We start from the raw sequence: 23,539 nt of genomic DNA on the forward strand, positions 1-23,539 counted from the left end.
GTGCGGATGGGAGGAGTCGAACCTCCGACCGCCTGGTTCGTAGCCAGGTACTCTATCCAGCTGAGCTACATCCGCATTCATGGTTCACATTTTAATAGATAATGGTGCGGATGGGAGGAGTCGAACCTCCGACCGCCTGGTTCGTAGCCAGGTACTCTATCCAGCTGAGCTACATCCGCATCGTATATCTATTGTAAGAAATGGCGGAGAGGGAGGGATTCGAACCCTCGATGGGATTTAAAGCCCATACTCCCTTAGCAGGGGAGCGCCTTCGGCCACTCGGCCACCTCTCCGTTTCTTGGCGCACATCTTACTGTTTGATGAAAATAAGTCAAACCCTTTTTAGGAAACCTAACTTCATTTGGACTGTTTTTAATCACATTGGATATAATAGGCTCAAATAATCATCAAAACCGTGTTATTTATTATGAATAATGGTTTTAAATAACCGTAACAATTTCATTAAGTCTCTGTTCATTCTACGAGAGTTTTAACCTTTTTTGGCAAGCGACATATTTGAAGACATCGTTGATCTCGATAAGGTAACTTCTACACGGCATATACTCGGCACTCAGTTGCCGCTCAACATCATGTTAAGCGACACAGACAATCGCCGGATAGGGTCTTAGCTAGTTAGCCTCAATTCTGGATAATATACGGTTTTTCCAAGTTGAGGTTAACTTATCAGGACTGATTTAAACTAAAGCGGCAATTTCTTTGCCGTGCAAAAAACAAAAAAGTCAGCAAATGCTGACTTTGATGATATCGAGCATATATCTGCCCGAAATTAAAAACTGCCCGAAATTAGAAATTTCCATCTTCAGAAGGCGTACCTGACTTCTCAGATTGAATACGCTGATAGATCTCTTCACGATGAACAGACACTTCTTTAGGTGCATTAACACCTATACGTACCTGGTTACCTTTAACACCTAACACAGTAACTGTGACTTCGTCACCGATCATTAATGTTTCGCCTACTCGACGAGTCAAAATTAGCATTCGATTGCTCCTTTAGTTCGATCTGCATAACACGCTTTATCCGTAATATGCGCTCATTATAAGGTTTGCTTTACATAAAATCATAGTATCAATTTCAAAATACGTCAGTTTATAAAGCATATTCTATTAGGAAATCATAAAATTTGACGATTGGTCGTCTTTTAAAACGAGATTAACGTAAAATAAACCAATTTACGTTATACCACTCAGTTGTTAAATAATTCATTACAGCAAACCAATAACAAAAACGATAGGAAGGGAAAACAAATACCAAGTGCTATATTTGAGCACACAATAAGTACTGTCCAACTAACAATCCTTTTAAACGCTTTTACTGCTAGCAAGATAGTTCACTATGCCAAATCTGCTCATAGCACTCAAGACATAAAGTCGCATATCTTAGACTTCATGTCTCAATTGCTATCAAAAACGCTAATCTACAGATTTCATTAACGTAAACGTTCGTTTACCCATGGTTCCACAAGGGCTAATGCTGCGGCTAGATTCTCAGGCTGAGAACCACCCGCTTGTGCCATATCTGGACGACCACCACCCTTACCACCAACCTGTTGTGCAACCATTGCCACGAGCTCGCCCGCTTTGACCTTTTTAGTTAAATCATTGCTGACGCCAGCAATTAAATTCACTTTACCGTCTTTAGCTGTGCCGAGCACAATAATCGCAGACTTTAGTTTTTGCTTTAGCTCATCTTGTAAACCACGGAGTGAACCTGGGTCAATACAGTTAAGCTGTTTAACTAACAGTTTAACACCATTTATCTCCACTGCATCCCCTGCCATATCGGCACTGGCTGCTGCGGCTAACTTATCTTTCAACTGAGACAACTCTTTTTCTAACTGTTTGACTTTATCTAACTGCGCTTTTAATTTAGCCACAACAGATGCACTGTCTGATTTAAGTAGTTGCGCGGTTTCATCTAACACGGCTTGCTGATCGGCAATATAAGCCATAGCAGCAACACCAGTGACGGCTTCAATACGACGCACACCTGCAGCAATACCGCCCTCTGAAGTGATTTTAAATAAACCAATATCGCCCGTGCGGCCAACATGAGTACCGCCACATAACTCGATAGAGAAATCGCCCATAGTGACAACACGTACCTGATCATCGTATTTCTCACCAAATAAAGCCATTGCGCCTTTTTCTTTAGCTTCATCAATGGCCATTTCAGTGGTGCAAAGTGCATGGTTACGGCGAATTTGGGTGTTAACTAAGTCTTCTACAGCTTTCAACTCTGATGGTTTGAGCGCTTCAGAATGAGCAAAGTCAAAACGTAGGCGTTCAGGGTTCACTAATGAGCCTTTTTGAGACACATGAGAACCTAACACTTGGCGTAATGCAGCATGCAATAAGTGAGTCACGGAATGATTTAACTGAGTACGATGACGTAACTTTTTATCCACTTGCGCGGTTAACTGCTGGCCTAGCACTAATTGGCCTTGAGTTAATTGACCCTCATGACCTGTAGCCGGACCAAACTTATGCGTATCAGCAACGTTAAATACCACACCATCGGCTGTCAGTTGGCCTTTATCACCCACCTGCCCACCTGCCTCAGCATAAAATGGGGTGTTGTCTAATACGACAACGGCATCTTGACCCGCAACCACGGTATCAACCGCTTTACCGTCAACATATAAAGCAATTACGTTCGGCTGCCCTGTGAGTTCGGTATAACCACTGAAAGAGGTTTGTGCATCAATAATTAGCTGACTATTATAATCTGCACCAAAGTTACCTGCGGCTTGCGCACGGCTTCTTTGCTGCGCCATTGCAACGTCAAAGCCGGCTTCATCAACATTAATATCGCGTTCACGACAAACATCAGCCGTTAAATCAATAGGGAAACCATAGGTGTCATACAGCTTAAATACGGTGTCGCCATCTAAAGTATCACCTTGGAGGGTGTTCAGCGCGCCATCTAAAATCACTAAACCGCGCTCAAGGGTACGGGCAAACTGCTCTTCTTCGGCTTTTAAGGCTTTTTCAACAATGGCTTGAGATTGTGTTAACCCATTTGCGGCATCGCCCATTACGCTGATAAGCGTTGGCACTAATTTATAGAAAAAGGCGTCAGTCGCACCAAGCTTATTGCCATGGCGAACAGCTCGGCGAATAATGCGACGTAATACGTAACCGCGGCCTTCATTTGATGGCATCACACCATCGGCAATTAAAAATGCACATGAACGGATATGATCAGCGATGACGCGTAGTGACTTATCTTCTAAATCAGTAATACCAATAATATTAGCGGCTTGAGCAATCAACTGCTTAAAAATATCGATTTCGTAGTTTGAATGTACACCCTGCATAATGGCAGCAATACGCTCAATACCCATGCCGGTATCGACTGAAGGTTTAGGTAGTGGCAACATTTCACCGTCTGCTTGACGGTTATACTGCATAAATACAATATTCCAAATTTCAATAAAGCGATCGCCATCTTCTTCAGGTGTGCCAGGGCGGCCACCCCAAATATGATCGCCATGATCGTAGAAAATCTCGCTACAAGGGCCACAAGGTCCGGTATCACCCATCTGCCAGAAGTTATCTGACGCAAACGATGCACCTTTGTTATCGCCAATACGGATCATGTTTTCAGCTGACACACCAATTTTTTTAGTCCATAGGTCATAGGCTTCGTCATCTGTTTCATAAATGGTGACACATAAGCGTTCTTTTGGCAGCTTGAGTGTTTCGGTTAAAAAGGTCCATGCGAATCGAATCGCATCTTCTTTAAAGTAATCGCCAAAACTGAAGTTACCTAGCATTTCAAAAAAGGTATGGTGACGAGCGGTATAACCCACATTATCAAGATCATTATGCTTACCGCCCGCACGAACACAACGCTGAGATGTTGTTGCGCGGCTGTAATTACGCTTATCCATACCGAGGAACACATCTTTAAATTGGTTCATGCCCGCATTGGTAAATAACAGTGTTGGGTCATTGGTGGGAACGAGCGAGCTGCTATCAACAACCTGATGTCCGTTATCTTCAAAGTACTTTAAAAATGCACTTCTTAACTCTGCTGTAGTCTGAAACATAAATGGTCCTGAATAGAGAAAATACAAAAGTAACGAGCTTGGCATGCAAGCCAGTAAATGTTGGCATTATATACTGAATTTACGTCAACATGCGAGATGAGTGGTTTGATTCCCCTCTTAGTTGAAATCCATAAGAGTAGCCAATAACAAGCAAATATTAAAATCCACTGACCATAGGCATTACTATTGCAATTAGGCGTTATAAATAGGGCTATTAGATTGAGTGCAATAAATATTAGCGGGTCTTAACAGAAAGTAATTTGTTCATGAACACAAATTAGCAGTAAAAAGTAATCAATAAGAGGCTGGCTGCTTTAACGAGTCGTGTGTTGCTACGCGTAAGTTGCAGATATAAAAATGGCTACTTGAGGTGGGCTTTGTTGGACGTTGATGTTAAAACAGTGAATAACTACGGGGTATAAGTATTAATACCATTAACACTTATGCTGTACTCATGTACTCATGTACTCAATGATAAAAAACATATTGAAGTGATAGGATCGTTAACTGCTAATCACTATTGTTAGGGTCATTATACTGACTCATCATTAGGAACATCATTAAGTGCGTATGTACTTACAGGATATTTCATGGCGGGAATATTCGCGGCGCGCAAGATGCGCTACCGCGATATATTTGACTGACTGGCTTAGAATACCTCGCCAGTTTCAAGATCGACATTCTCATCATTTTCAGTTTTTGAGCCTGATGCATTAGCACCACCGTTCAATAACATAGCACGAAGAGTGGTATTGATTTCACTGGCAATGGCTGGGTTTTCAGTTAGAAACTTACCCGCATTAGAGCGGCCTTGACCAATTTTTTCGCCTTTGTAACTGTACCAAGAACCCGCTTTATCAACCAGCTTATGAGCAACGCCTAAGTCAACTAACTCACCGGTACGATTAATACCTTGTCCATAAAGAATTTGAAATTCAGCTTGCTTGAATGGAGCGGCAATTTTGTTTTTAACCACTTTAACGCGGGTTTCATTACCCACGACTTCGTCGCCCTCTTTAATTGCACCTATACGACGAATATCTAAACGAACTGAAGCGTAGAACTTAAGCGCGTTACCACCAGTAGTCGTTTCTGGACTACCGAACATAACACCAATTTTCATCCGAATTTGGTTAATGAAAATAAGCAAAGTATTAGATTGCTTGAGGTTACCAGCAAGTTTACGCATTGCTTGGCTCATCATACGAGCGGCTAGGCCCATATGCGAATCACCAATTTCACCTTCAATTTCAGCTTTTGGCGTTAACGCTGCAACAGAATCGACCACAATAACGTCGACAGCACCAGAGCGGGTTAACGCATCACAAATTTCTAATGCTTGCTCACCGGTGTCTGGCTGTGAACAAAGTAAGTTATCAATATCTACGCCTAGCTTTTTGGCATAAATAGGGTCAAGTGCATGCTCAGCATCAATAAACGCACAGGTTTTACCTTCGCGTTGCGCCGCTGCAATCACTTCCAGAGTTAACGTCGTTTTACCTGATGACTCTGGGCCGTAGACTTCAACGATACGTCCCAGTGGCAAACCACCCGCACCTAGAGCGACATCCAATGAAAGTGAACCGGTAGAGATAGTTTCAACATCCATTGTGCGATCTTCGCCCAACTTCATAATTGAGCCTTTACCAAATTGCTTTTCAATCTGACTTAAAACGGCGGCAAGTGCTTTCTCTTTATTTGGATCAACCTTCATTATAAAACCCTCTAAGGCATTCAATACGTTTAGTAAAATGCTGTTTTGACTTAGGTGAAATGATGTAAACCATTTCAGTATGTTCATCAGTATACTGTATAGTCATACAGTATCAAGTGCTGAGCGCAATTTATTTTTTAACCTGTGATAATTGCCTTTTCACATCAATATTTTATCCAGATATACTTTTTATTATGAATCTATTTATACGCTGGGGACAAATATTGTTAAGATTAGCCCCATAAAATTACGCCCCCTAAGATTGATTAAATAGTGAAGTGTTCATAATGACAGTAATTGATACCAGCGATTTAGAAAAACACACCCCGATGATGCGTCAGTATTTGAGCTTAAAAGCTGCTCATGCTGATATGTTATTGTTTTATCGGATGGGTGATTTTTATGAACTGTTTTACGATGATGCTAAACGCGCTTCTGAAATGTTGGGCATTTCTCTCACCGCTCGCGGGAAAAGTGGCGGCGATCCTATTCCCATGGCAGGTATTCCCTATCATGCCGTTGAGGGCTATTTAGCAAAATTAGTTAACATAGGTCAGTCTGTGGCCATTTGTGAGCAAATTGGTGACCCCGCAACATCAAAAGGTCCAGTAGAACGCCAAGTCGTGCGTATTGTCACTCCAGGCACTCTAACCGACGAAGCCCTACTGCAAGAAAAACAAGACAATTTACTGGCGGCACTTTATCAAGGTAAAAACGGATTTGGATATGCCACACTGGATATTTCATCAGGTCGTTTTGTGGTTGCAGAGTTACCCACCCGTGAAGCATTAGAAGCTGAATTACAACGCACGAATCCTGCCGAATTACTTTACAGTGAAGATTTTACTGACATGTTATTAATCAATAATATGAAAGGCATTCGTCGCCGTCCAGAATGGGAGTTTGAGTACGATACTTGTGTGAATTTACTGCTCAGTCAATTTGGCACCAAAGATTTACATGGTTTTGGGATGAGTGATGCTCGATTGACGTTACAAGCTGCAGGTTGTTTAATGCAGTATGTAAAAGATACTCAAAAAATGGCGTTGCCACATATCAACGCCATTGTACGTTTTAATCAATCGGAATCGATAATTTTAGATGCCGCGACTCGACGTAACTTAGAATTAACACAAAACTTGTCTGGCGGACGTGAGAACACTCTTACGTGGGTATTAGATAATACCGCAACCCCTATGGGAAGCCGCATGTTACAGCGCTGGATCCACGAACCATTACGACATCGCCAAACGATTCAATATCGCCATAACGCTGTCAGCGAATTGATTGAGCGAGACTTATATCAGACGCTACATGAACAGCTAAAAAGCTTAGGTGATATTGAACGTATTATGGCACGTTTGGCACTACGCAGCGCCAGACCACGTGACTTTTCACGTTTAAAGCAAGCATTAACACTTCTGCCTGAGATCCAGCAAACCTTAGCGGTATGCCAGCAACCTCGATTGAGTACATTAGTCCAATTATTAGGTGAATTCCCACAACAACACGACCTATTAGCACGCGCTATTGTAGACAATCCGCCCATGTTAATTCGTGATGGTGGCGTTATCCGTACTGGCTACAATAATGAATTAGACGAATGGCGAAAGTTAAGTGAAGGGGCAAGTGATTATTTAATCGAACTTGAAGCTCGCGAGAAACAACAAACAGGGATTAATACCTTAAAAGTGGGTTATAACCGCGTCCATGGTTACTATATTGAAGTGAGCCGTTTACAGTCAGACAGAGTGCCACTGAGTTATCAACGCCGCCAAACACTTAAAGGGACTGAGCGTTATATCACCCCAGAGTTGAAAGAATACGAAGAAAAAGTACTCTCAAGTCAGGGAAAAGCACTCGCACTTGAAAAACAACTTTGGGAACAGCTGTTTGACTTATTACTGCCAAAATTACAAGAGTTACAGCAGTTTGCTACTGCTGCTGCAGAACTTGATATATTGAGTAATTTTGCAGAACGTGCCCAGACCTTTAATTACCAATGTCCGCAAATGACTCACGAAACTGGTATTCATATTGATGCGGGTCGCCACCCAGTGGTTGAACGAGTCAGCCAAGCGGCGTTTATTGCTAACCCTGTCGCTTTAACACCGCAACGGCAAATGCTAATCGTTACCGGTCCTAATATGGGCGGTAAATCAACCTATATGCGTCAAGTGGCGCTCATTACATTAATGGCACACATTGGCTGTTTTGTGCCCGCAGATTCTGCTCAAATAGGTGAGATTGACCGTATTTTTACCCGCATTGGTGCCTCTGATGATTTGGCATCGGGTCGCTCAACCTTCATGGTTGAAATGACCGAAACCGCCAACATTTTGCATAATGCAACCGCAAACAGTTTGGTGTTGATGGATGAAATAGGCCGTGGTACTTCAACCTATGATGGGTTAGCGCTCGCGTGGTCTGCTGCAGAATATCTCGCTAAAAACCTTAGTGCACTGACATTATTTGCCACTCATTATTTTGAACTCACCCAACTGCCCGAACTGTTACCGTCAGTGATTAATGTGCACTTAGATGCCATAGAACACGATGACACCATTGCTTTTATGCATTCGGTACAAGAAGGTGCGGCAAGTAAAAGTTATGGTCTGCAAGTTGCGGCGCTCGCAGGTGTTCCGGCCTCAGTCATTAAAGCGGCAAAACAAAAACTGCATCAACTTGAAAACCGTGACATGAGTTTATCACAGCAAAATCCGATCCAAGTGAGCATGAATTTATTACCTCCAATACCAGAGCCGTCGCCAGTGTTGGACAAGTTAGCGCAAATTAATCCTGATGATTTAACCCCTAAACAGGCATTAGATTATTTATATGAATTAAAGCGTTTAAATAACGTAAGCTAACAAATAACGTAAGTTAACAAATAATGCCGTTTGGTAGCTTACCCATCTCTTATACCGAGTTGAGGTTATTGAAACCGTGGAAGTCGGCCAAGGCTTCCACTCCAATACTGCATTTCGCGACCATGTAGCACAGCAACAATGATAGGCTGACACAATAAGCAGGAATAATGAGAGACTAAAAACGAGAGACTGAAATGGACTAAAAGTGGGGACGCGGCGTCAAAAAACATCGGGGGGGGTGAGGCAAATTGTTTAACAAACTTTTTATCTTAACAAACGATTGAGCTTACGTTTACATCGATTAAGCTCAAATAAATTAACGAGATAAACCTAAATACATGAGATGGAGTATTAACCACTCATATAGGTTCTCAACCCGAATACCGACAAAACCTTAAGCTGTACTTATTGAACAATTATCGATTCAATATTCATTAGTCTCTGAATAATGCTTCAACTGAAAGCCCTTGCGCGCCAAGTAAATCTTTTAAGCGTTTGAGAGCTTCAACTTGAATTTGGCGCACTCGCTCACGGGTTAACCCGATTTCAGCACCGACATTTTCTAATGTTGAAGGTTCATATCCGAGTAAACCAAAACGTCTCGCCAGCACTTCACGTTGTTTAGTATTAAGCTCATTTAACCACTCTACAATCGAATTAGATAAATCTTCATTTTGTACGCGATAATCTGGACTGACGGAATCATCATCAGCAATGACATCTATTAATGCTTTCTCATTATCGCCACTAAATGGCGAGTCTACCGAGGTAATTCTTTCATTTAGTTTTAACATGCGACTGACATCACCAGTGGATACATCTAATTTTTCGGCAATCTCTTCTGCGGTAGGTTCATGGTCAAGTTTTTGAGCAAGTTGTCTTGCTGTGCGCAAGTACACATTTAATTCTTTAACAATATGGATGGGTAAACGGATAGTGCGAGTCTGGTTCATTATCGCTCGTTCGATGGTTTGTCTAATCCACCATGTTGCATAAGTGGAGAATCGGAAACCACGTTCAGGGTCAAATTTTTCTACCGCTCTGATTAAACCTAAGTTACCTTCTTCGATAAGATCGAGTAGCGCTAAACCACGATTGTTATATCTTCTGGAAATTTTAACGACAAGGCGAAGGTTGCTTTCGATCATGCGGTTGCGAGATTTTTCGCAGCCTTTGAGGGCTTTACGTGAAAAAAACACTTCTTCCTCTGCAGTCAGTAGCGGAGAAAAACCTATCTCACCTAAATATAATTGAGTAGCATCTAAATTTTTCTGTAAGTCATCTTGGACTTTTTCTTCAATCTCGAGTTGTTGTACCAAATCACGGTGATCGGTTGTATCTCCCGGTGGTTGTTTAGCTAGATCGACAAGATATTCTGCTGAAGCAGTATTATTTTTGCGGCTCATAATTGCTCTCCCAAACCTAATTTATGTTATTTAATCTACTGCAATTGCTTATCCTCCGTTAATTATGTGACTAAACAATTACTGTTTAGGTAGATATCGTAATGGGTTGACAGACTTACCATGAAAGCGCACTTCAAAGTGAAGCATAACTTGATTAGTCCCGGTACTGCCCATTTTTGCAACTGTTTGACCTGCACTCACATATTGCTTTTCTTTAACCAGTATCGTGTCGGCATGCGCATAAGCACTTAAAAAATCATCATTATGCTTGATAATCACTAAGTTGCCATACCCGCGCAGTGCATTACCTGCATACACGACTCTCCCATCTGCTGCGGCTTTAATAATATCGCCGCGGTTACCAGCAATCTTTATCCCTTGATTGCCTTGTTCTGATGCCGAAAAATATCCAACTATTCGACCTCTAACTGGCCAGTGCCATTGCTGAACTTGCTGTGGCAAATTTGCGACAGAACCTATTGCACTTTGGTTAATTGTTTGTTGGGTAGTTGTTACAGAATACGCAGGCTTGACTTTGTGATCAAGAACTTTTTTCGTTCTGGCTGAAACTACTGCTGGGCTTGACTTTGGAATATCCTTCGGTTTGATTGTTTCTAATTGAGAACGATTTGAGCTCGAAATATATGGTTTGGTAACGGCTTGTGTTTGTACAGAAGTAACATAAGGTTGAGGTGCTCGAACGGTTGTCGATGGACGATTATTAGTGGCCGCTAAATTAAGTACTTGCCCAGGATAAATAATGTAAGGAGACGATAAATGGTTCAAACGGGCAACGTCCACAAAATTACGCCCTGCCCCCCAAGCAATTGAATAAAGCGTGTCACCTTTCTTTACTTTGTATTTGTTCGTTTTTAATGAGCCTTTATGATAACGAGGACCATGATTATTTGACGATAAACTGTCAACCGGCGCGGGACGATCAGCTTGAAAGCTGCATCCAGTGAGCATAATTGCTAAGACCAAAAAGTGTGGCCAACCGGTATTCATCAAACAAAATCCTTTTAGGAGAGGTACGTGATTGTTAGGCTAAAACAAGCTTGTTGCAAACGAAAATATCGTTAATGTATCAAACCTCATTTTATCATGTTGACTAAGCTCAACTCGGGATAAGAGACGGGATAAATCGATAAAAACAGGTTTACGCCAAGTCTGCAATATCAAACTTGCCATTTGTGTTGCCAACAAGGCCCATTGCGCGTCAATAGCTTGCCTATTGCAATGCAATAGATATAGCAGGACAAAGAGCTGAGGTTAACTATGCCAAATCGCCATTAATTAAAGGAACAAATTTAACTGACTCAATGATCTCAGATTGGAATGCCTGTCCGACACGGGTAATTTTAAGCAATTGTTGGGTGTCTTCTCCCACCGGAATAATTAATACACCACGGTCAGATAATTGTTCAAGCAATGCTTGAGGTACCCTTGCTGCAGCGGCCGTCACCATAATGCCATCAAATGGCCCTCGATTTGGCCACCCTTGCCAACCGTCGCCATATTTGAATGATACATTATGTAGGTCTAGGCGCTTTAGTCTTTGACGAGCTTGTATTTGTAATGCTTTGATACGTTCAATAGTGCATAACTCTGGAATTAACGATGCTAAAATAGCAGCCTGATAGCCTGAACCGGTTCCAATCTCTAATACTTTTTGAGGGTTATGCTGTAACAGAAGCTCAGTCATTCGAGCCACAATGTAAGGTTGTGAAATTGTCTGTCCCTGCCCGATTGGTAATGCAGTATTTTCATACGCCTTATGAGCTAATGCACCATCAAGGAACAATTCCCGTGGTGTTATTGCTACAGCATGCAATACGGCAGGATGTCGGATCCCTGCATCAGACAATTTCTTGGCCAAATTTATTGCTGATGTTGAAGCTACCGGTGTCATATTTTTATTATCCAATCGGCTAATCCATCAAGTTGATTGTATGCCGTCAAATCAACTGTTAGGGGGGTTATTGATACATATCCTGCTGCTACTGCATCGAAATCGGTCCCTTCACCTGCATCTTGTTCACTTCCAACAGGCCCAAGCCAGTATATATCTTTACCCGCTGGATCTTGGGTCTTTATCATACCTTCTGCTTTATGCCGTGCACCTAAACGGGTGACTTTAATCCCTTTAATTTCTGCTATCGGTAAATCGGGGACATTAACATTTAACATTTGATCACGACTAATAGGATGAGCCAACAACCCTTTTACAATTTTAGTCGCATAAACCGCAGCAGTATCGTAATGAATTAATGATTTTCCCACGAGAGACACCGCTATGGCTGGCAGACCTAAAAAACGCCCTTCCATTGCAGCGGCAACGGTACCTGAATATAAGGTGTCATCTCCCATATTCGCACCGGCATTAATACCGGAAACCACTATGTCGGGTTCCGTAAGGCACAGCTGCCTAATAGCGAGATGAACACAGTCAGTTGGAGTGCCATTAACAGCAATATAGCCATTACCTAAATTATTGATTCTCAATGGATTAGTTAAGGTTAATGAGTTACTCGCACCCGAACAATTACGATCAGGTGCAACTGTTAACACTTGGGCAAACTCGCTCAGTGCGTTACTTAACGCAATAATACCGGCCGCACTCACACCATCATCATTACTGACTAAAATATTAATCATTCATTAGCACTCTTCATTGGATTGTGCTTGTTGATCCGCAACCATCTCTTTTCGCTGTGATTCTTGAATATCTTGATAATCAGCAAGTTCACGTAACATCGACGTGGCATAACTGCCGGCCGGCAACACAAACTCAAGGGTAAGTATATTCGCTTCAAACTGCCATTTTATCCCTTGAGGCTCAAGCAATAAGGGTCGTCTTTCTTGTGATAAGCCCGCATCTTCGAGTCCTTGCAAGTCAGTTGATAAATCTGTTAATGGTGCCAGTTCAACGGCTAATGCTTCGGCTTGCGCTAATGGTATACCTTTGCCCCACAACGGGGCTGAAAGTTGAATATCTTTTTCTGCTAAGCGACTATTGAGAACCTCATCCCACGTTTCAGCGGTAAAATAGCTTTTACTGCCAGCTAACATCACGCAATCGCCTGCTAATGTGTCAGTATGATGATGGGCTAAACGAAATGACACCACTTGATTAAACACATTGGAACGTACTGCTGATAAATACATGCTGCGTTTATGACGATCTTTTACGTTGCGACCACCGCTGAGCATTTGTCGACCCCAAATGAGGTTTTTACCGTCGTGGCCAAAACGTTGCTCGCCAAAGTAATTGGGTACACCTAACTTAGCAATCTGTTGTAGACGTGTTTCAACATCGGCAATATCGGTTATATTGCGTAATGTCAGCACAAACCGATTTCCGATCAAGGCGCCTATACGCAGTTTTTTACTGTGGCGGCTGCTCGACAAAATCGTTAATTTCTCATTATTAAGCTCTGTCCACTCAGGGGTTTCTTTACCCGGAATACGTACCCCAAACCATTGTTCGGTAATAGCATTTTTATCTTTCTGGCCAGCGAAGGTCACTTCTTTCGGATGAACTTTAGCGAACTTAGCCAATATTTCAGCAACATAGACCGTATTCATGCCGTTTTTACGCACATGGAGCATATGATGCTCGCCTTCGCCTGTTGGCGTAAAAGGCAAAATTTCTTTAACAATAAAATCGCTATTATAGGTACGTAAATCAGCTTGGCTTATTGGTTTACCAAAAAGGTAATGTAATTCTTTCATGTGCCAGAATTCTCTATATTTTGTAGGTTATCGACTCGTCATCAACACAACAGCTTCAACAGCAATGCCTTCTTTACGTCCAGTAAAACCGAGTTTCTCGGTCGTCGTCGCTTTAACATTAATGTTATCGATATCCGTTTGTAAATCGGCACTAAGGCACTGACGTATAGCCTCAATATGTGGCGCCATCTTAGGTGCTTGAGCAATAATGGTGACATCTAAATTACCTAATATAAATTGCTTTTGCAGTGCAAGTTGATAACAGTGTTTTAATAACACACGACTATCGGCACCCGCAAAGTCGGCATCCGTATCAGGAAAATGTTGACCTATATCCCCTAACGCCATCGCGCCTAATATCGCATCACTAATAGCATGCAATACCACATCACCGTCAGAATGGGCGATGAGCCCACTGTCATAAGGAACCGTCACACCACCTAAAATGAGTGGGTTATCACCGCCAAACTTATGCACATCAAAACCATGACCAATACGAATATTCATTTAAAACCTTATATTAACTTGTTATGAGGCGATATTAACAAGTGTTGTTTATAACTGTTCAATTTATTTTTGTGACATAAACAAGGCCGCCAACTGTAAATCATCTGGATGAGTCACTTTAATGTTATCCATTCGGCCTTGAACCAGACCCGGCATGACTCCCGCCCATTCCATTGCACTGGCTTCATCGGTAATAGAGACATGGGCCGCTAGTGCGGCCGATAAATGGCTGCGTAAAGATGATACGGGAAAAAACTGTGGGGTTAATGCATGCCATAGCAACGCGCGATCGACAGTACTGACAATATGACCACTAGCGTCACTTCGCTTCATGGTGTCACGAACTGGCGCAGCAAGAATGGCGCCTTGAGGATGAATGTGTACAGACTCAATCAATTGGGTAATATCTTCGTGGCTTACACAAGGTCTTGCGGCATCATGAACCAGAGCCCACGCATTAGGATTAAGAGTCTGTGCATAATCTAATGCCGCTAAAACAGAATCAGCGCGTTCTTCACCACCAATGACTTGGGTTAACTTAGGATGTTGAGATTGTGGTAACTTACTGAAATACTTATCTTCTGGGTGTAGAGCTACCACCACCAAGTCTATTTCAGAATGAGCCAATAATGCATCTAATGTATGTGCGAGGATGCTTTGTTGCCCAAGCATTAAATATTGCTTAGGTTTATCAGCCCCCATGCGGCTACCAACACCCGCGGCAGGAACAATAGCAATAATAGAACGAGGATTGTTTAGCATATTAGCAGTACCAAAATTGAAAGTAATATGATTAAGAGTTTTGCCTGCGGTGTTACACAGTATTAACGATTAAATTGGTTTAGCTCACGTAGTTCACTGCCTACTACCCGATAAAACGTTTCGCCTTCTTTAACCATACCCAACTCGTTGCGGGCACGTTCTTCAATCGCTTCGGTGCCACGTTTTAAATCGATAATCTCTTCTTTGAGGATTTGATTTCGAGCGACTAGCTTATCATTACTTTGTTCTTGGGCCGCTATTTGGGTTTGCAGCACGACATATTCTGAAAAATTGTTATCGCCCTGCCAAAGTCGGTACTGTAAAAGTGACAATAAACAAATCAGTAAAAATAGTAATCGTTTCATAATATTAAGTTATGTCGAAGTAACCCCTAGAAAACATGTCCGTTATAGTACAACACAAAAGGCCACCCAGTGGTGGCCTTTTTCAGTTAAAGCAAAAAAAATTATGCTTGGCCTTTCACTTCTTTAAGACCGTTGTAAGGTGCTTTTGAACCTAGGGCTTCTTCGATACGTAGCAATTGGTTGTATTTCGCAACACGGTCACTACGGCTTAGTGACCCTGTTTTAATTTGGCCTGCCGCGGTACCAACAGCTAAATCAGCAATCGTTGAATCTTCTGTCTCGCCACTACGGTGAGAGATTACAACAGTAAAGCCTGCATCTTTAGCCATTTTAATGGCAGCCAAGGTTTCAGTTAATGTACCGATTTGGTTGAATTTAATTAGGATAGAGTTAGCGATACCATTGTCGATACCACGCTTAAGAATTTTTGTATTTGTTACGAATAGATCGTCACCCACTAATTGGATTTTATCGCCCATTAGTTTAGTTTGGTGAGCGAAACCATCCCAGTCAGACTCGTCAAGACCATCTTCGATAGAAACGATTGGGTAACGTGTAGTAAGATCTTGTAAGAAGAAATTAAATTCTTCAGAAGTGAATTTTTTGCCTTCACCTTTAAGATCGTAAATATTTGCTTCTTTGTCGTAAAACTCAGATGCAGCACAATCCATCGCTAACGTGATGTCTTTACCTAACTCGTAACCAGCGTTTGCAACAGCCACTTTGATTGCAGCAAGTGCCGCTTCGTTAGAGGCTAGGTTAGGCGCAAAACCACCTTCATCACCCACAGCCGTTGAGTGACCGTCAGCTTTAAGCACTTTAGCTAAGCTGTGGAATACTTCCGCGCCCATACGTAAGCCTTCACGGAAAGTCTTAGCACCAACGGGTTGGATCATGAACTCTTGAATATCAACGCTATTATCTGCGTGCTCGCCACCATTGATGATATTCATCATTGGAAGTGGCATAGAGTAAACACCAGGTGTACCGTTTAAATCAGCAATGTGAGCATATAAAGGTACGTGTTTAGCTGCCGCAGCCGCTTTAGCAGCCGCAAGAGACACAGCAAGAATCGCGTTAGCGCCAAATTTTGCTTTGTTTTCTGTGCCATCTAAGTCAATCATGATTTGGTCAAGTTCAGCTTGAGCCAATGCATCTTTACCTTTAAGCGCTGCAGCAATTGGGCCATTTACAGCAGCAACGGCCTTAAGTACACCTTTACCTAAGTAACGTGTTTTGTCGCCATCACGAAGCTCTAATGCTTCGCGACTACCGGTAGAGGCGCCAGATGGTGCCGCAGCCATACCCACAAAACCACCTTCTAAATGCACTTCTGCTTCAACCGTTGGGTTACCACGCGAATCCATAATCTCGCGACCAATCACTTTAATGATGTTAGCCATAATTCCCTCGTACTTTGTGTAAGTAAATTAAAAAATTAAAAGAAATAAAAAGTTAATACCAATACAAAAGCATAAAACACTCAGAAAAGCAGATTTATTGGTATGTAACTTTCAGTTTTGTAATTTAAATTCGATTTGTGCTTAGGATAAATCTAATTGGACTTTGCTTCAACTTAGTTTTCACTCTCGTTTGAGATCATAGGTGCGATTATTTGATCTCGCGCAAGCATTTTGAATAAAAAAGCCGTTAATGCATGCATTAACGGCTTGTTGATTAAACGATGTCGCGTTTTTGATACGCATAAGAAGCGGCAATAAACCCTTCAAATAATGGATGCCCATCGCGCGGTGTTGAGGTGAATTCTGGATGGAATTGACCCGCAACAAACCATGGATGATCAGCAAGCTCAATCATCTCAATCAATTTACGATCAGAAGACAATCCACTGAATATTAGGCCCGCTTGTTCTAAACGCTCAATATAATTATTGTTAACTTCGTAACGATGACGATGGCGTTCAACACAAGTATTTGACTTGTAAGCTATTGCAGCTTTAGAGCCTTCTTTCAAATGGCAAAGCTGTGCGCCTAAACGCATTGTGCCACCTAAGTCAGACGATTCATGACGTTGTTCAATATCGCCATCATCGTTAATCCATTCAGTGATTAACCCTACCACTGGATGTGGAGTCTGCTGATTAAACTCCGTTGAATGTGCACCTTCTAAACCGGCAACATTACGTGCAAATTCAATTAACGCCACTTGCAAGCCTAAACAAATACCAAAGTAAGGTAGTTTGTTTTCACGGGCAAATTTAGCAGCAAAAATCTTACCTTCTATGCCACGCTCACCAAAGCCACCTGGGACTAAAATACCGTCTAGGCCTTGCAACACTTCTTCGCCTTTGGCTTCAACCGTTTGCGAATCGATGTATTTAATATTGACCGTCACACGGTTTTTTATACCCGCATGCTTTAATGCTTCGTTAACTGATTTATAGGCATCAGGTAGTTCAATGTATTTACCAACCATACCAATGGTCACTTCACCATTAGGGTTAGCTTCTTGGTAAATAACATGTTCCCATTCAGACAAATCGGCTTCGTTGCAATCGAGGTTGAAACGTTTGATAACCAGATCATCCAATCCTTGCGAGCGTAATAATGCAGGGATTTTATAGATGCTATCTACGTCTTTTAATGAAATAACCGCCCGTTCTTCAACATTACAGAATAGCGAGATTTTGGCTTTTTCAATTGCTGGAACCGCACGGTCGCCACGACAAACCAGTACATCCGGAGCAATACCAATAGAGCGTAACTCTTTAACAGAGTGCTGAGTTGGCTTGGTTTTAATTTCACCTGCAGCGCCTAAGAATGGCACTAAGGTTAAATGCATAAATAACGTGCGTTCACGTCCTAGCTCTGCACCTAATTGACGAATAGACTCAAGAAACGGTAATGATTCAATATCACCTACAGTGCCACCGATTTCCACAATCGCCACATCATGGCCTTCACCACCGGCTAACACTCTTGCTTTAATGGCATTAGTAATATGAGGGATAACCTGAATCGTTGCGCCTAAATAATCACCACGACGTTCTTTACTAATGACTTCTTCGTAAATACGGCCAGTAGTAAAGTTATTGCGGCGATTCATTTTGGTGCGAATAAAACGTTCGTAATGACCTAAGTCGAGATCGGTTTCAGCACCATCTTCAGTGACGAAAACTTCACCGTGCTGAGTGGGACTCATGGTACCCGGATCGACGTTAATATAAGGGTCAAGTTTCATAATGGTTACATTGAGGCCACGCGCCTCTAAAATTGCCGCCAGCGAAGCTGCTGCAATGCCTTTACCTAGTGATGAAACAACGCCACCAGTAACGAAGATATACCTTGTAGTCATGCTGAACCTGAGAAATATATTGGAAAAAAACGTGCTTGTAAGAAAGCACTAGGATGGGACGATATTATAGCAAAGCCACCTCGTTTCGACAAACTTAAACGCGCTAATTTTAGCTTAATTTGCGTTTTCATCTTGTTTCACCGCATTCCAGTACCGGTCTAATTCGTCCAGAGTATGGTTTTCTATAGGTTTGCCGTTTTCAGCTACGTGCTGCTCTACACCTCGAAATCTACGTTCAAATTTCTGATTGGCTTGGCGTAGAGCTTGCTCAGGATCAACCTTTAAATGACGGGCGAGATTGACTACGGCAAATAGCAAATCACCCATTTCATCAACAATCCTAGGCTGATAGAAATCAGGGTTTTGATCCCGTTTACTCACCTCAACCAGCACTTCATCTATTTCTTCATGTACTTTGGCAACCACAGGGGCCAGTTCTGCCCAATCAAAACCGACTTTAGCGACTCGATGTTGAATTTTTCGTGCTCGGGTTAGCGCAGGTAATGCTTGGGGAATATCATCTAAAGCGGAGTGCAGTTGTTTTTGCTGACGTTCAGACCCTTTTAATTTATCCCACGCGTGGCTTAAATCATCGGTATTGGTGATTGCCACAGTCGCTTCGGTTTCTGGCTGGGCAAACACGTGCGGATGACGACGAATCAACTTATCACTAATGCGCTCAATCACGGTGGAAAAATCAAACTTACCTTGCTCTTGCCCCAGTTGACAATAAAACACCACCTGAAACAGTAAATCACCCAGTTCATCAGGTAATTCCTCCCATGCTTGTCGCTCAATCGTATCAACGACCTCGTAAGCCTCTTCTAATGTAAAGGGCACTATACTGGCAAAGTCTTGAGCCAGATCCCAAGGGCAACCAGAATCAGGATTGCGTAATTGCTGCATGATGGTCAGTAACGATTGAATATCTGCCATAGAAAGGGCCTCTTTTGGGGGTGAAACCTAATAAAAAAAGGCACCTAATAAGTAGATGCCTGTTCAATTAATACATGAGGTTATTTATAATCGACGAGATTCAATAACACCATCAACTTGCGACAGTTTCGCGATAATTCGTGATAAACCATCTAAATTATACAGCTCAAGTTCAAGCTCTACGGTGGCTGTTTGGCTTTTAACATCAGAAGATGAACTCATGGCCATCACATTGGATTTTTCTGCTGCAAGCACTGTGGTTAAATCTCGCAGTAAACCACTGCGATCATTGGCAAGGACTCTTACGCGGATACGATAACCACCAGAGTAGTTTTCCCCCCAAATGACATCCACGCTACGTTCAGGATGAGCGCGCATTAACTCTTTTACTTGCTCGCAATCACTGCGGTGCACAGAGATACCCCGTCCCATAGTAATATAGCCAAAAATCTCATCGCCAGGTACCGGTTGGCAACAACGTGCAATGTGGCTCATTAAATTACCCACACCATTGACTTCAACTTGGCCTTTACTCGATCTTTTAGGTTTATTTGACGCTTTCTTTATAATATCTTCAAGTAAGTCTTCGTCAGTGTCTTCTACCTTATGAATTAAGGTGTCAGTAAAGTTAACCACTTGATTTAAGCGTAAGTCTCCCCCACCGATGGCAGCCAGCATGTCATCCATTGAATTTAAATTAAAGCGCTCAACCGCCACGACTGCGTCTTTAACTTTTAAACCTACACGGGCTAATTCAGACTCAAGCATCTCTTTACCCGCGGCAATATTTTTATCGCGGTCTTGTTGTTTAAACCAATGTTGTATTTTTGAGCGCGAACGGGATGATTTTATATAACCTAAATTAAGATTAAGCCAGTCACGTTTAGGGTTTGGGGTTTTTGAGGTGATAATTTCAATACGCTCACCGGTTTCAACTTGGTAAGTGAATGGTACAATGCGGCCATCGACTTTGGCGCCAATGCACTTATGACCCACTTGTGAGTGAATATAGTAAGCAAAATCGAGCACAGTTGAGCCTAACGGTAAGTCGACGACTTCTCCGCTAGGGGTGAATACATACACTCGGTCTTCAAAGACTTGACTGCGGACTTCGTCAACCAAATTACCACTTTCGGCCACATCTTCTTGCCACTGTAAAATTTTACGCAGCCAATTAATTTTTTCTTCGTAACCCGTTTGTTTGGTGGTACTGGCACCTTCTTTGTATTTCCAATGCGCGGCGACCCCAAGTTCAGCGTCTTGATGCATCGCTTCGGTACGAATTTGAATTTCTACTGTTTTGCCTTCAGGCCCAACAACCACAGTATGAATAGATTGATAACCATTAGGTTTTGGATTGGCGACATAATCGTCAAACTCACGCGGAATATGATGCCAAAGGTCGTGTACAACCCCTAATGCACCATAGCAATCTTGTAATCTGTCGGTAACGATACGTACAGCTCGAACGTCAAAAAGCTCATCAAACTTAAGATCTTTGCCCTTCATTTTGCGCCAAATACTGTAAATGTGCTTAGGACGACCGTACACTTTAGCGCGAATATCATCACTGTCTAAACGCTGTTGCAACTGGGTCACAAATTTGTCGATAAACACTTCACGATCAACACGCTTGCCATCAAGTTGTTTGGCGATGTCTTTATAAACCGTTGGATGTAAATAGCGAAAAGAAATGTCCTCAAGTTCCCACTTAAGCTGGCCAATCCCCAAACGGTTTGCTAATGGTGCATAGATATCGGCAATTTCACGCGCTAACAACACCCGAGTTTCTTCATCGGAATTTTTTACCGCGCGCAGTAAACACACTCGTTCGGCTAATTTGATCACTACGGCGCGAACATCTTCAACCATTGCCAATAGCATTTTTCGAATATTGTCGATTTGCGGTTCAGCATCACGTGAGTTTTTACTGACTTTTAACGCCCCAATGGCATTCATGGTCACGACGCTGGCGACTAATTTGGCAAGATTATCACCGTATTGCGCTATAATTTGCTCTTCATTGAGAACGCCAGCATCCAGGAGCAAAAACAACACTGCGGCTTGCAGCGTTTCAATGTCCATATTCAGCGGCGCAAGAATTTCAATCATTTCACGTGCACGTGCCAGCAACTCGGTGTGAGCCAGTTTATTTTTAACCGGTAAGGCCTCAACATGCTGGATCAATTCCAATAAGGTTTGCGCGTCATCTTTATCGACAAGATAACGAGCCACCCATTCATCTAGATGGAATGCTTGCGTATTAAAATGTGCTTCGCGAACAGATACCATGAACCCTTCCTTAGCCGCATGACCGACTGATATTCAACCATAGCATCCACTCAAATCGGTGCAGACATGGTGTTAAAACAACTAAACGGCCTATCTTGAAAATCTACATTGTGTTGTCAATTCAATAGTGCTCAGTTGAACAAATTTTTAGCATACCTATCGTGTATGGCTAAAACTGATGTTTATTTATCTAATTCAAATAACACCATCGCTTCAATATGGTGTGTCTGCGGGAACATATCAACTAAACCCACTTGGGCAATACGATAACCATTGGCTAATAATACACTACTGTCGCGGGCTAAACTTGCTGGATTACATGAAACATAGACCACTTTTTTAGGTTGCATTTTCTGTAACCATTGTAAACTTTCAAAGGCTCCTGCTCGAGCAGGATCAAGCAACAGCTTATCAATTTTGCCTAACCAGGTTTGTGTCGATAAATCGGCACTCAAATCAGCATGATGAAAGGTGACATTATCTAACTGGTTATCAATAGCATTTTGTTTAGCTTGTTGCACCATTTCAGGTACACCTTCAACACCTATAACCTCTGCAGCTCGTCGAGCCAAGGGTAAACTGAAATTACCCACACCACAAAACAAGTCTAGAATACGCTCACCAGCCTGAGGGGCTAACCACTCAATGGCTTGATCCACCATGGCCTGATTAATAGCACCATTAACCTGAACAAAATTGCCTGGCGTGAACGAGCAGCGAACCGATTCCTGTGCAAGATGATAATAAGGTAACGCGACTACATCATCATTGGCTTGTGACAACGGATACAATTGCGTCAATTGACCAGCATCATCTTGCAATAATAAGTTAAGTTGATGTTTTTCAGCAAAGCCCGTTAACCAACGAATATCGGATGCTGGCAAGACTTTGGTGACTCTTAATACGGCAAAATTACCGTTATCGGCTTGGGTAAGTTCAACATGCCCTAAACTAGCCTTAGCTTTGAGTTGATTTAAATTAACCGCCAATGGGGTAATTAACGCGGATAAAGACTCTGCTAATACAGGGCACTGCTGAATAGAGACAATTTTATTGCTATTTGCTGCACGAAATCCAAGTTGTAGCCGCTGAGAATTTTTATCGAATAATGTTGCCAATCTGGCACGTCGACGGTAATGCCACGCCTCTCCCACTAAAGGTTCTGCGATGATATCGGCTTCAATGGTTTTAGCACTGGACAGCTTGCTGATGAGATCAACTAAGCTAGTTTGCTTATGATCGCGTTGCACATTCGTGTCCATATGCTGTAAATCACAGCCGCCGCATTGATGATAATGAGGACAATGAGGGGTGATTCGATGAGCAGATGCCACATCAATAGCAATTAACTTGGCCTTAGCATAGCTTTTCTTTTGTTCCACAAATTGTACTGTGGCCGTCTCTCCTGGCAGCACACCAGGAATAAACACAATTTTACCTTGATGTTGCGCTATGCCCGCACCTAAATGATCAAGTTGAGTCACGCTGAGGCTGAGCTTTGCTGATAATTGCTTAGATTTGTTCGGTTTTGCTTGGAAAAATTGTGCCATTTCGGCCTCAG

General features: G+C 42.3%; 17 protein-coding genes and 3 tRNA genes. 1 reads left to right on the forward strand and 19 read right to left on the reverse strand.

The annotated features are described in order from the left end of the window. Position 1: 1 nt before the first annotated feature. The 6 genes from AAEZ02_RS15705 to recA all read right to left on the reverse strand — a co-directional run bounded on the left by AAEZ02_RS15705 (position 2) and on the right by recA (position 5,790). Positions 2 to 75 (reverse strand) — tRNA-Arg (locus tag AAEZ02_RS15705). A 27-nt stretch (positions 76 to 102) separates the two neighbouring features. Next, positions 103 to 179 (reverse strand) — tRNA-Arg (locus tag AAEZ02_RS15710). A gap of 22 nt (positions 180 to 201) precedes the next feature. Continuing rightward, a tRNA-Ser gene (locus AAEZ02_RS15715) sits at positions 202 to 293 on the reverse strand. Between the two features lie 511 nt (positions 294 to 804). Next, entirely contained in the window at positions 805 to 1,002 is a 198-nt protein-coding gene (csrA, locus tag AAEZ02_RS15720) for a carbon storage regulator CsrA (protein WP_076496509.1), read from the reverse strand. A 449-nt stretch (positions 1,003 to 1,451) separates the two neighbouring features. Continuing rightward, positions 1,452 to 4,076, reverse strand: coding sequence for an alanine--tRNA ligase (alaS, locus tag AAEZ02_RS15725; RefSeq protein ID WP_351123908.1), 2,625 nt, complete (start codon positions 4,074 to 4,076; stop codon positions 1,452 to 1,454). 649 nt (positions 4,077 to 4,725) lie between these two features. Further along, positions 4,726 to 5,790, reverse strand: coding sequence for a recombinase RecA (gene recA, locus AAEZ02_RS15730; RefSeq protein WP_101032451.1), 1,065 nt, complete (start codon positions 5,788 to 5,790; stop codon positions 4,726 to 4,728). 287 nt (positions 5,791 to 6,077) lie between these two features. Here recA and mutS point away from each other — a divergent pair, with 287 nt between their 5' ends. Then, a complete protein-coding gene (mutS, locus tag AAEZ02_RS15735; RefSeq protein WP_351123911.1) occupies positions 6,078 to 8,660 on the forward strand; it encodes a DNA mismatch repair protein MutS in 2,583 nt (860 codons plus the stop codon). Between the two features lie 434 nt (positions 8,661 to 9,094). Here mutS and rpoS read toward each other — a convergent pair whose 3' ends face one another. The 13 genes from rpoS to rlmD all read right to left on the reverse strand — a co-directional run bounded on the left by rpoS (position 9,095) and on the right by rlmD (position 23,528). Further along, positions 9,095 to 10,066: an RNA polymerase sigma factor RpoS gene (gene rpoS, locus AAEZ02_RS15740; protein WP_351123914.1), complete on the reverse strand. Its 972-nt coding sequence runs from the start codon at positions 10,064 to 10,066 to the stop codon at positions 9,095 to 9,097. A gap of 78 nt (positions 10,067 to 10,144) precedes the next feature. Continuing rightward, a complete protein-coding gene (locus AAEZ02_RS15745; protein ID WP_502959594.1) occupies positions 10,145 to 11,077 on the reverse strand; it encodes a peptidoglycan DD-metalloendopeptidase family protein in 933 nt (310 codons plus the stop codon). Between the two features lie 265 nt (positions 11,078 to 11,342). Then, the gene (locus tag AAEZ02_RS15750) at positions 11,343 to 11,978 is read right to left on the reverse strand and encodes a protein-L-isoaspartate(D-aspartate) O-methyltransferase (protein ID WP_101034721.1); all 636 of its coding nucleotides are present in this window, start codon (positions 11,976 to 11,978) and stop codon (positions 11,343 to 11,345) included. After that, the gene (gene surE / locus AAEZ02_RS15755) at positions 11,975 to 12,724 is read right to left on the reverse strand and encodes a 5'/3'-nucleotidase SurE (RefSeq protein ID WP_124012036.1); all 750 of its coding nucleotides are present in this window, start codon (positions 12,722 to 12,724) and stop codon (positions 11,975 to 11,977) included. The genes AAEZ02_RS15750 and surE overlap by 4 nt, the downstream gene beginning before the upstream one ends. Positions 12,725 to 12,727: 3 nt before the next feature. Next, positions 12,728 to 13,801, reverse strand: a complete 1,074-nt coding sequence (gene truD / locus AAEZ02_RS15760) for a tRNA pseudouridine(13) synthase TruD (RefSeq protein WP_124012037.1) — start codon at positions 13,799 to 13,801, stop codon at positions 12,728 to 12,730. Positions 13,802 to 13,828: 27 nt separating this feature from the next. Continuing rightward, the gene (gene ispF / locus AAEZ02_RS15765) at positions 13,829 to 14,308 is read right to left on the reverse strand and encodes a 2-C-methyl-D-erythritol 2,4-cyclodiphosphate synthase (protein WP_101032457.1); all 480 of its coding nucleotides are present in this window, start codon (positions 14,306 to 14,308) and stop codon (positions 13,829 to 13,831) included. 63 nt (positions 14,309 to 14,371) lie between these two features. Further along, on the reverse strand, positions 14,372 to 15,070 hold the full coding sequence (ispD, locus tag AAEZ02_RS15770; protein ID WP_124012038.1) for a 2-C-methyl-D-erythritol 4-phosphate cytidylyltransferase: 699 nt from the start codon (positions 15,068 to 15,070) through the stop codon (positions 14,372 to 14,374). A gap of 62 nt (positions 15,071 to 15,132) precedes the next feature. Continuing rightward, entirely contained in the window at positions 15,133 to 15,435 is a 303-nt protein-coding gene (gene ftsB / locus AAEZ02_RS15775) for a cell division protein FtsB (protein ID WP_101032459.1), read from the reverse strand. A 101-nt stretch (positions 15,436 to 15,536) separates the two neighbouring features. Further along, the gene (gene eno / locus AAEZ02_RS15780; RefSeq protein WP_101032460.1) at positions 15,537 to 16,838 is read right to left on the reverse strand and encodes a phosphopyruvate hydratase; all 1,302 of its coding nucleotides are present in this window, start codon (positions 16,836 to 16,838) and stop codon (positions 15,537 to 15,539) included. A gap of 274 nt (positions 16,839 to 17,112) precedes the next feature. Continuing rightward, positions 17,113 to 18,750, reverse strand: a complete 1,638-nt coding sequence (gene pyrG, locus AAEZ02_RS15785; RefSeq protein WP_101032461.1) for a CTP synthase — start codon at positions 18,748 to 18,750, stop codon at positions 17,113 to 17,115. Positions 18,751 to 18,864: 114 nt separating this feature from the next. Continuing rightward, a complete protein-coding gene (gene mazG, locus AAEZ02_RS15790; protein WP_351078916.1) occupies positions 18,865 to 19,686 on the reverse strand; it encodes a nucleoside triphosphate pyrophosphohydrolase in 822 nt (273 codons plus the stop codon). 84 nt (positions 19,687 to 19,770) lie between these two features. Next, positions 19,771 to 21,978 carry a GTP diphosphokinase gene (relA, locus tag AAEZ02_RS15795; RefSeq protein ID WP_101032463.1) on the reverse strand — a complete coding sequence of 736 codons (2,208 nt, stop codon included), beginning with the start codon at positions 21,976 to 21,978 and terminating at the stop codon, positions 19,771 to 19,773. Between the two features lie 182 nt (positions 21,979 to 22,160). After that, positions 22,161 to 23,528 (reverse strand): 23S rRNA (uracil(1939)-C(5))-methyltransferase RlmD, encoded by a 1,368-nt coding sequence (gene rlmD, locus AAEZ02_RS15800; RefSeq protein WP_124012040.1) that lies wholly within the window; start codon positions 23,526 to 23,528, stop codon positions 22,161 to 22,163. Positions 23,529 to 23,539: the final 11 nt, after the last annotated feature.

Origin of the sequence: Shewanella sp. T24-MNA-CIBAN-0130 (assembly GCF_040310185.1) — a bacterium.
In the GTDB taxonomy this organism is placed as follows: Bacteria; Pseudomonadota; Gammaproteobacteria; order Enterobacterales; family Shewanellaceae; genus Shewanella; species Shewanella psychromarinicola.

Coding starts and splice junctions, on each gene's coding strand:
- ispF (WP_101032457.1), bottom strand. CDS start 14,308: ATGAATATTCGTATTGGTCATGGTTTTGATGTGCATAAGTTTGGCGGT.
- truD (WP_124012037.1), bottom strand. CDS start 13,801: ATGAAAGAATTACATTACCTTTTTGGTAAACCAATAAGCCAAGCTGAT.
- surE (WP_124012036.1), bottom strand. CDS start 12,724: ATGATTAATATTTTAGTCAGTAATGATGATGGTGTGAGTGCGGCCGGT.
- AAEZ02_RS15750 (WP_101034721.1), bottom strand. CDS start 11,978: ATGACACCGGTAGCTTCAACATCAGCAATAAATTTGGCCAAGAAATTG.
- ftsB (WP_101032459.1), bottom strand. CDS start 15,435: ATGAAACGATTACTATTTTTACTGATTTGTTTATTGTCACTTTTACAG.
- mutS (WP_351123911.1), top strand. CDS start 6,078: ATGACAGTAATTGATACCAGCGATTTAGAAAAACACACCCCGATGATG.
- pyrG (WP_101032461.1), bottom strand. CDS start 18,750: ATGACTACAAGGTATATCTTCGTTACTGGTGGCGTTGTTTCATCACTA.
- eno (WP_101032460.1), bottom strand. CDS start 16,838: ATGGCTAACATCATTAAAGTGATTGGTCGCGAGATTATGGATTCGCGT.
- rpoS (WP_351123914.1), bottom strand. CDS start 10,066: ATGAGCCGCAAAAATAATACTGCTTCAGCAGAATATCTTGTCGATCTA.
- ispD (WP_124012038.1), bottom strand. CDS start 15,070: ATGCTAAACAATCCTCGTTCTATTATTGCTATTGTTCCTGCCGCGGGT.
- rlmD (WP_124012040.1), bottom strand. CDS start 23,528: ATGGCACAATTTTTCCAAGCAAAACCGAACAAATCTAAGCAATTATCA.
- recA (WP_101032451.1), bottom strand. CDS start 5,790: ATGAAGGTTGATCCAAATAAAGAGAAAGCACTTGCCGCCGTTTTAAGT.
- alaS (WP_351123908.1), bottom strand. CDS start 4,076: ATGTTTCAGACTACAGCAGAGTTAAGAAGTGCATTTTTAAAGTACTTT.
- csrA (WP_076496509.1), bottom strand. CDS start 1,002: ATGCTAATTTTGACTCGTCGAGTAGGCGAAACATTAATGATCGGTGAC.
- mazG (WP_351078916.1), bottom strand. CDS start 19,686: ATGGCAGATATTCAATCGTTACTGACCATCATGCAGCAATTACGCAAT.
- relA (WP_101032463.1), bottom strand. CDS start 21,978: ATGGTATCTGTTCGCGAAGCACATTTTAATACGCAAGCATTCCATCTA.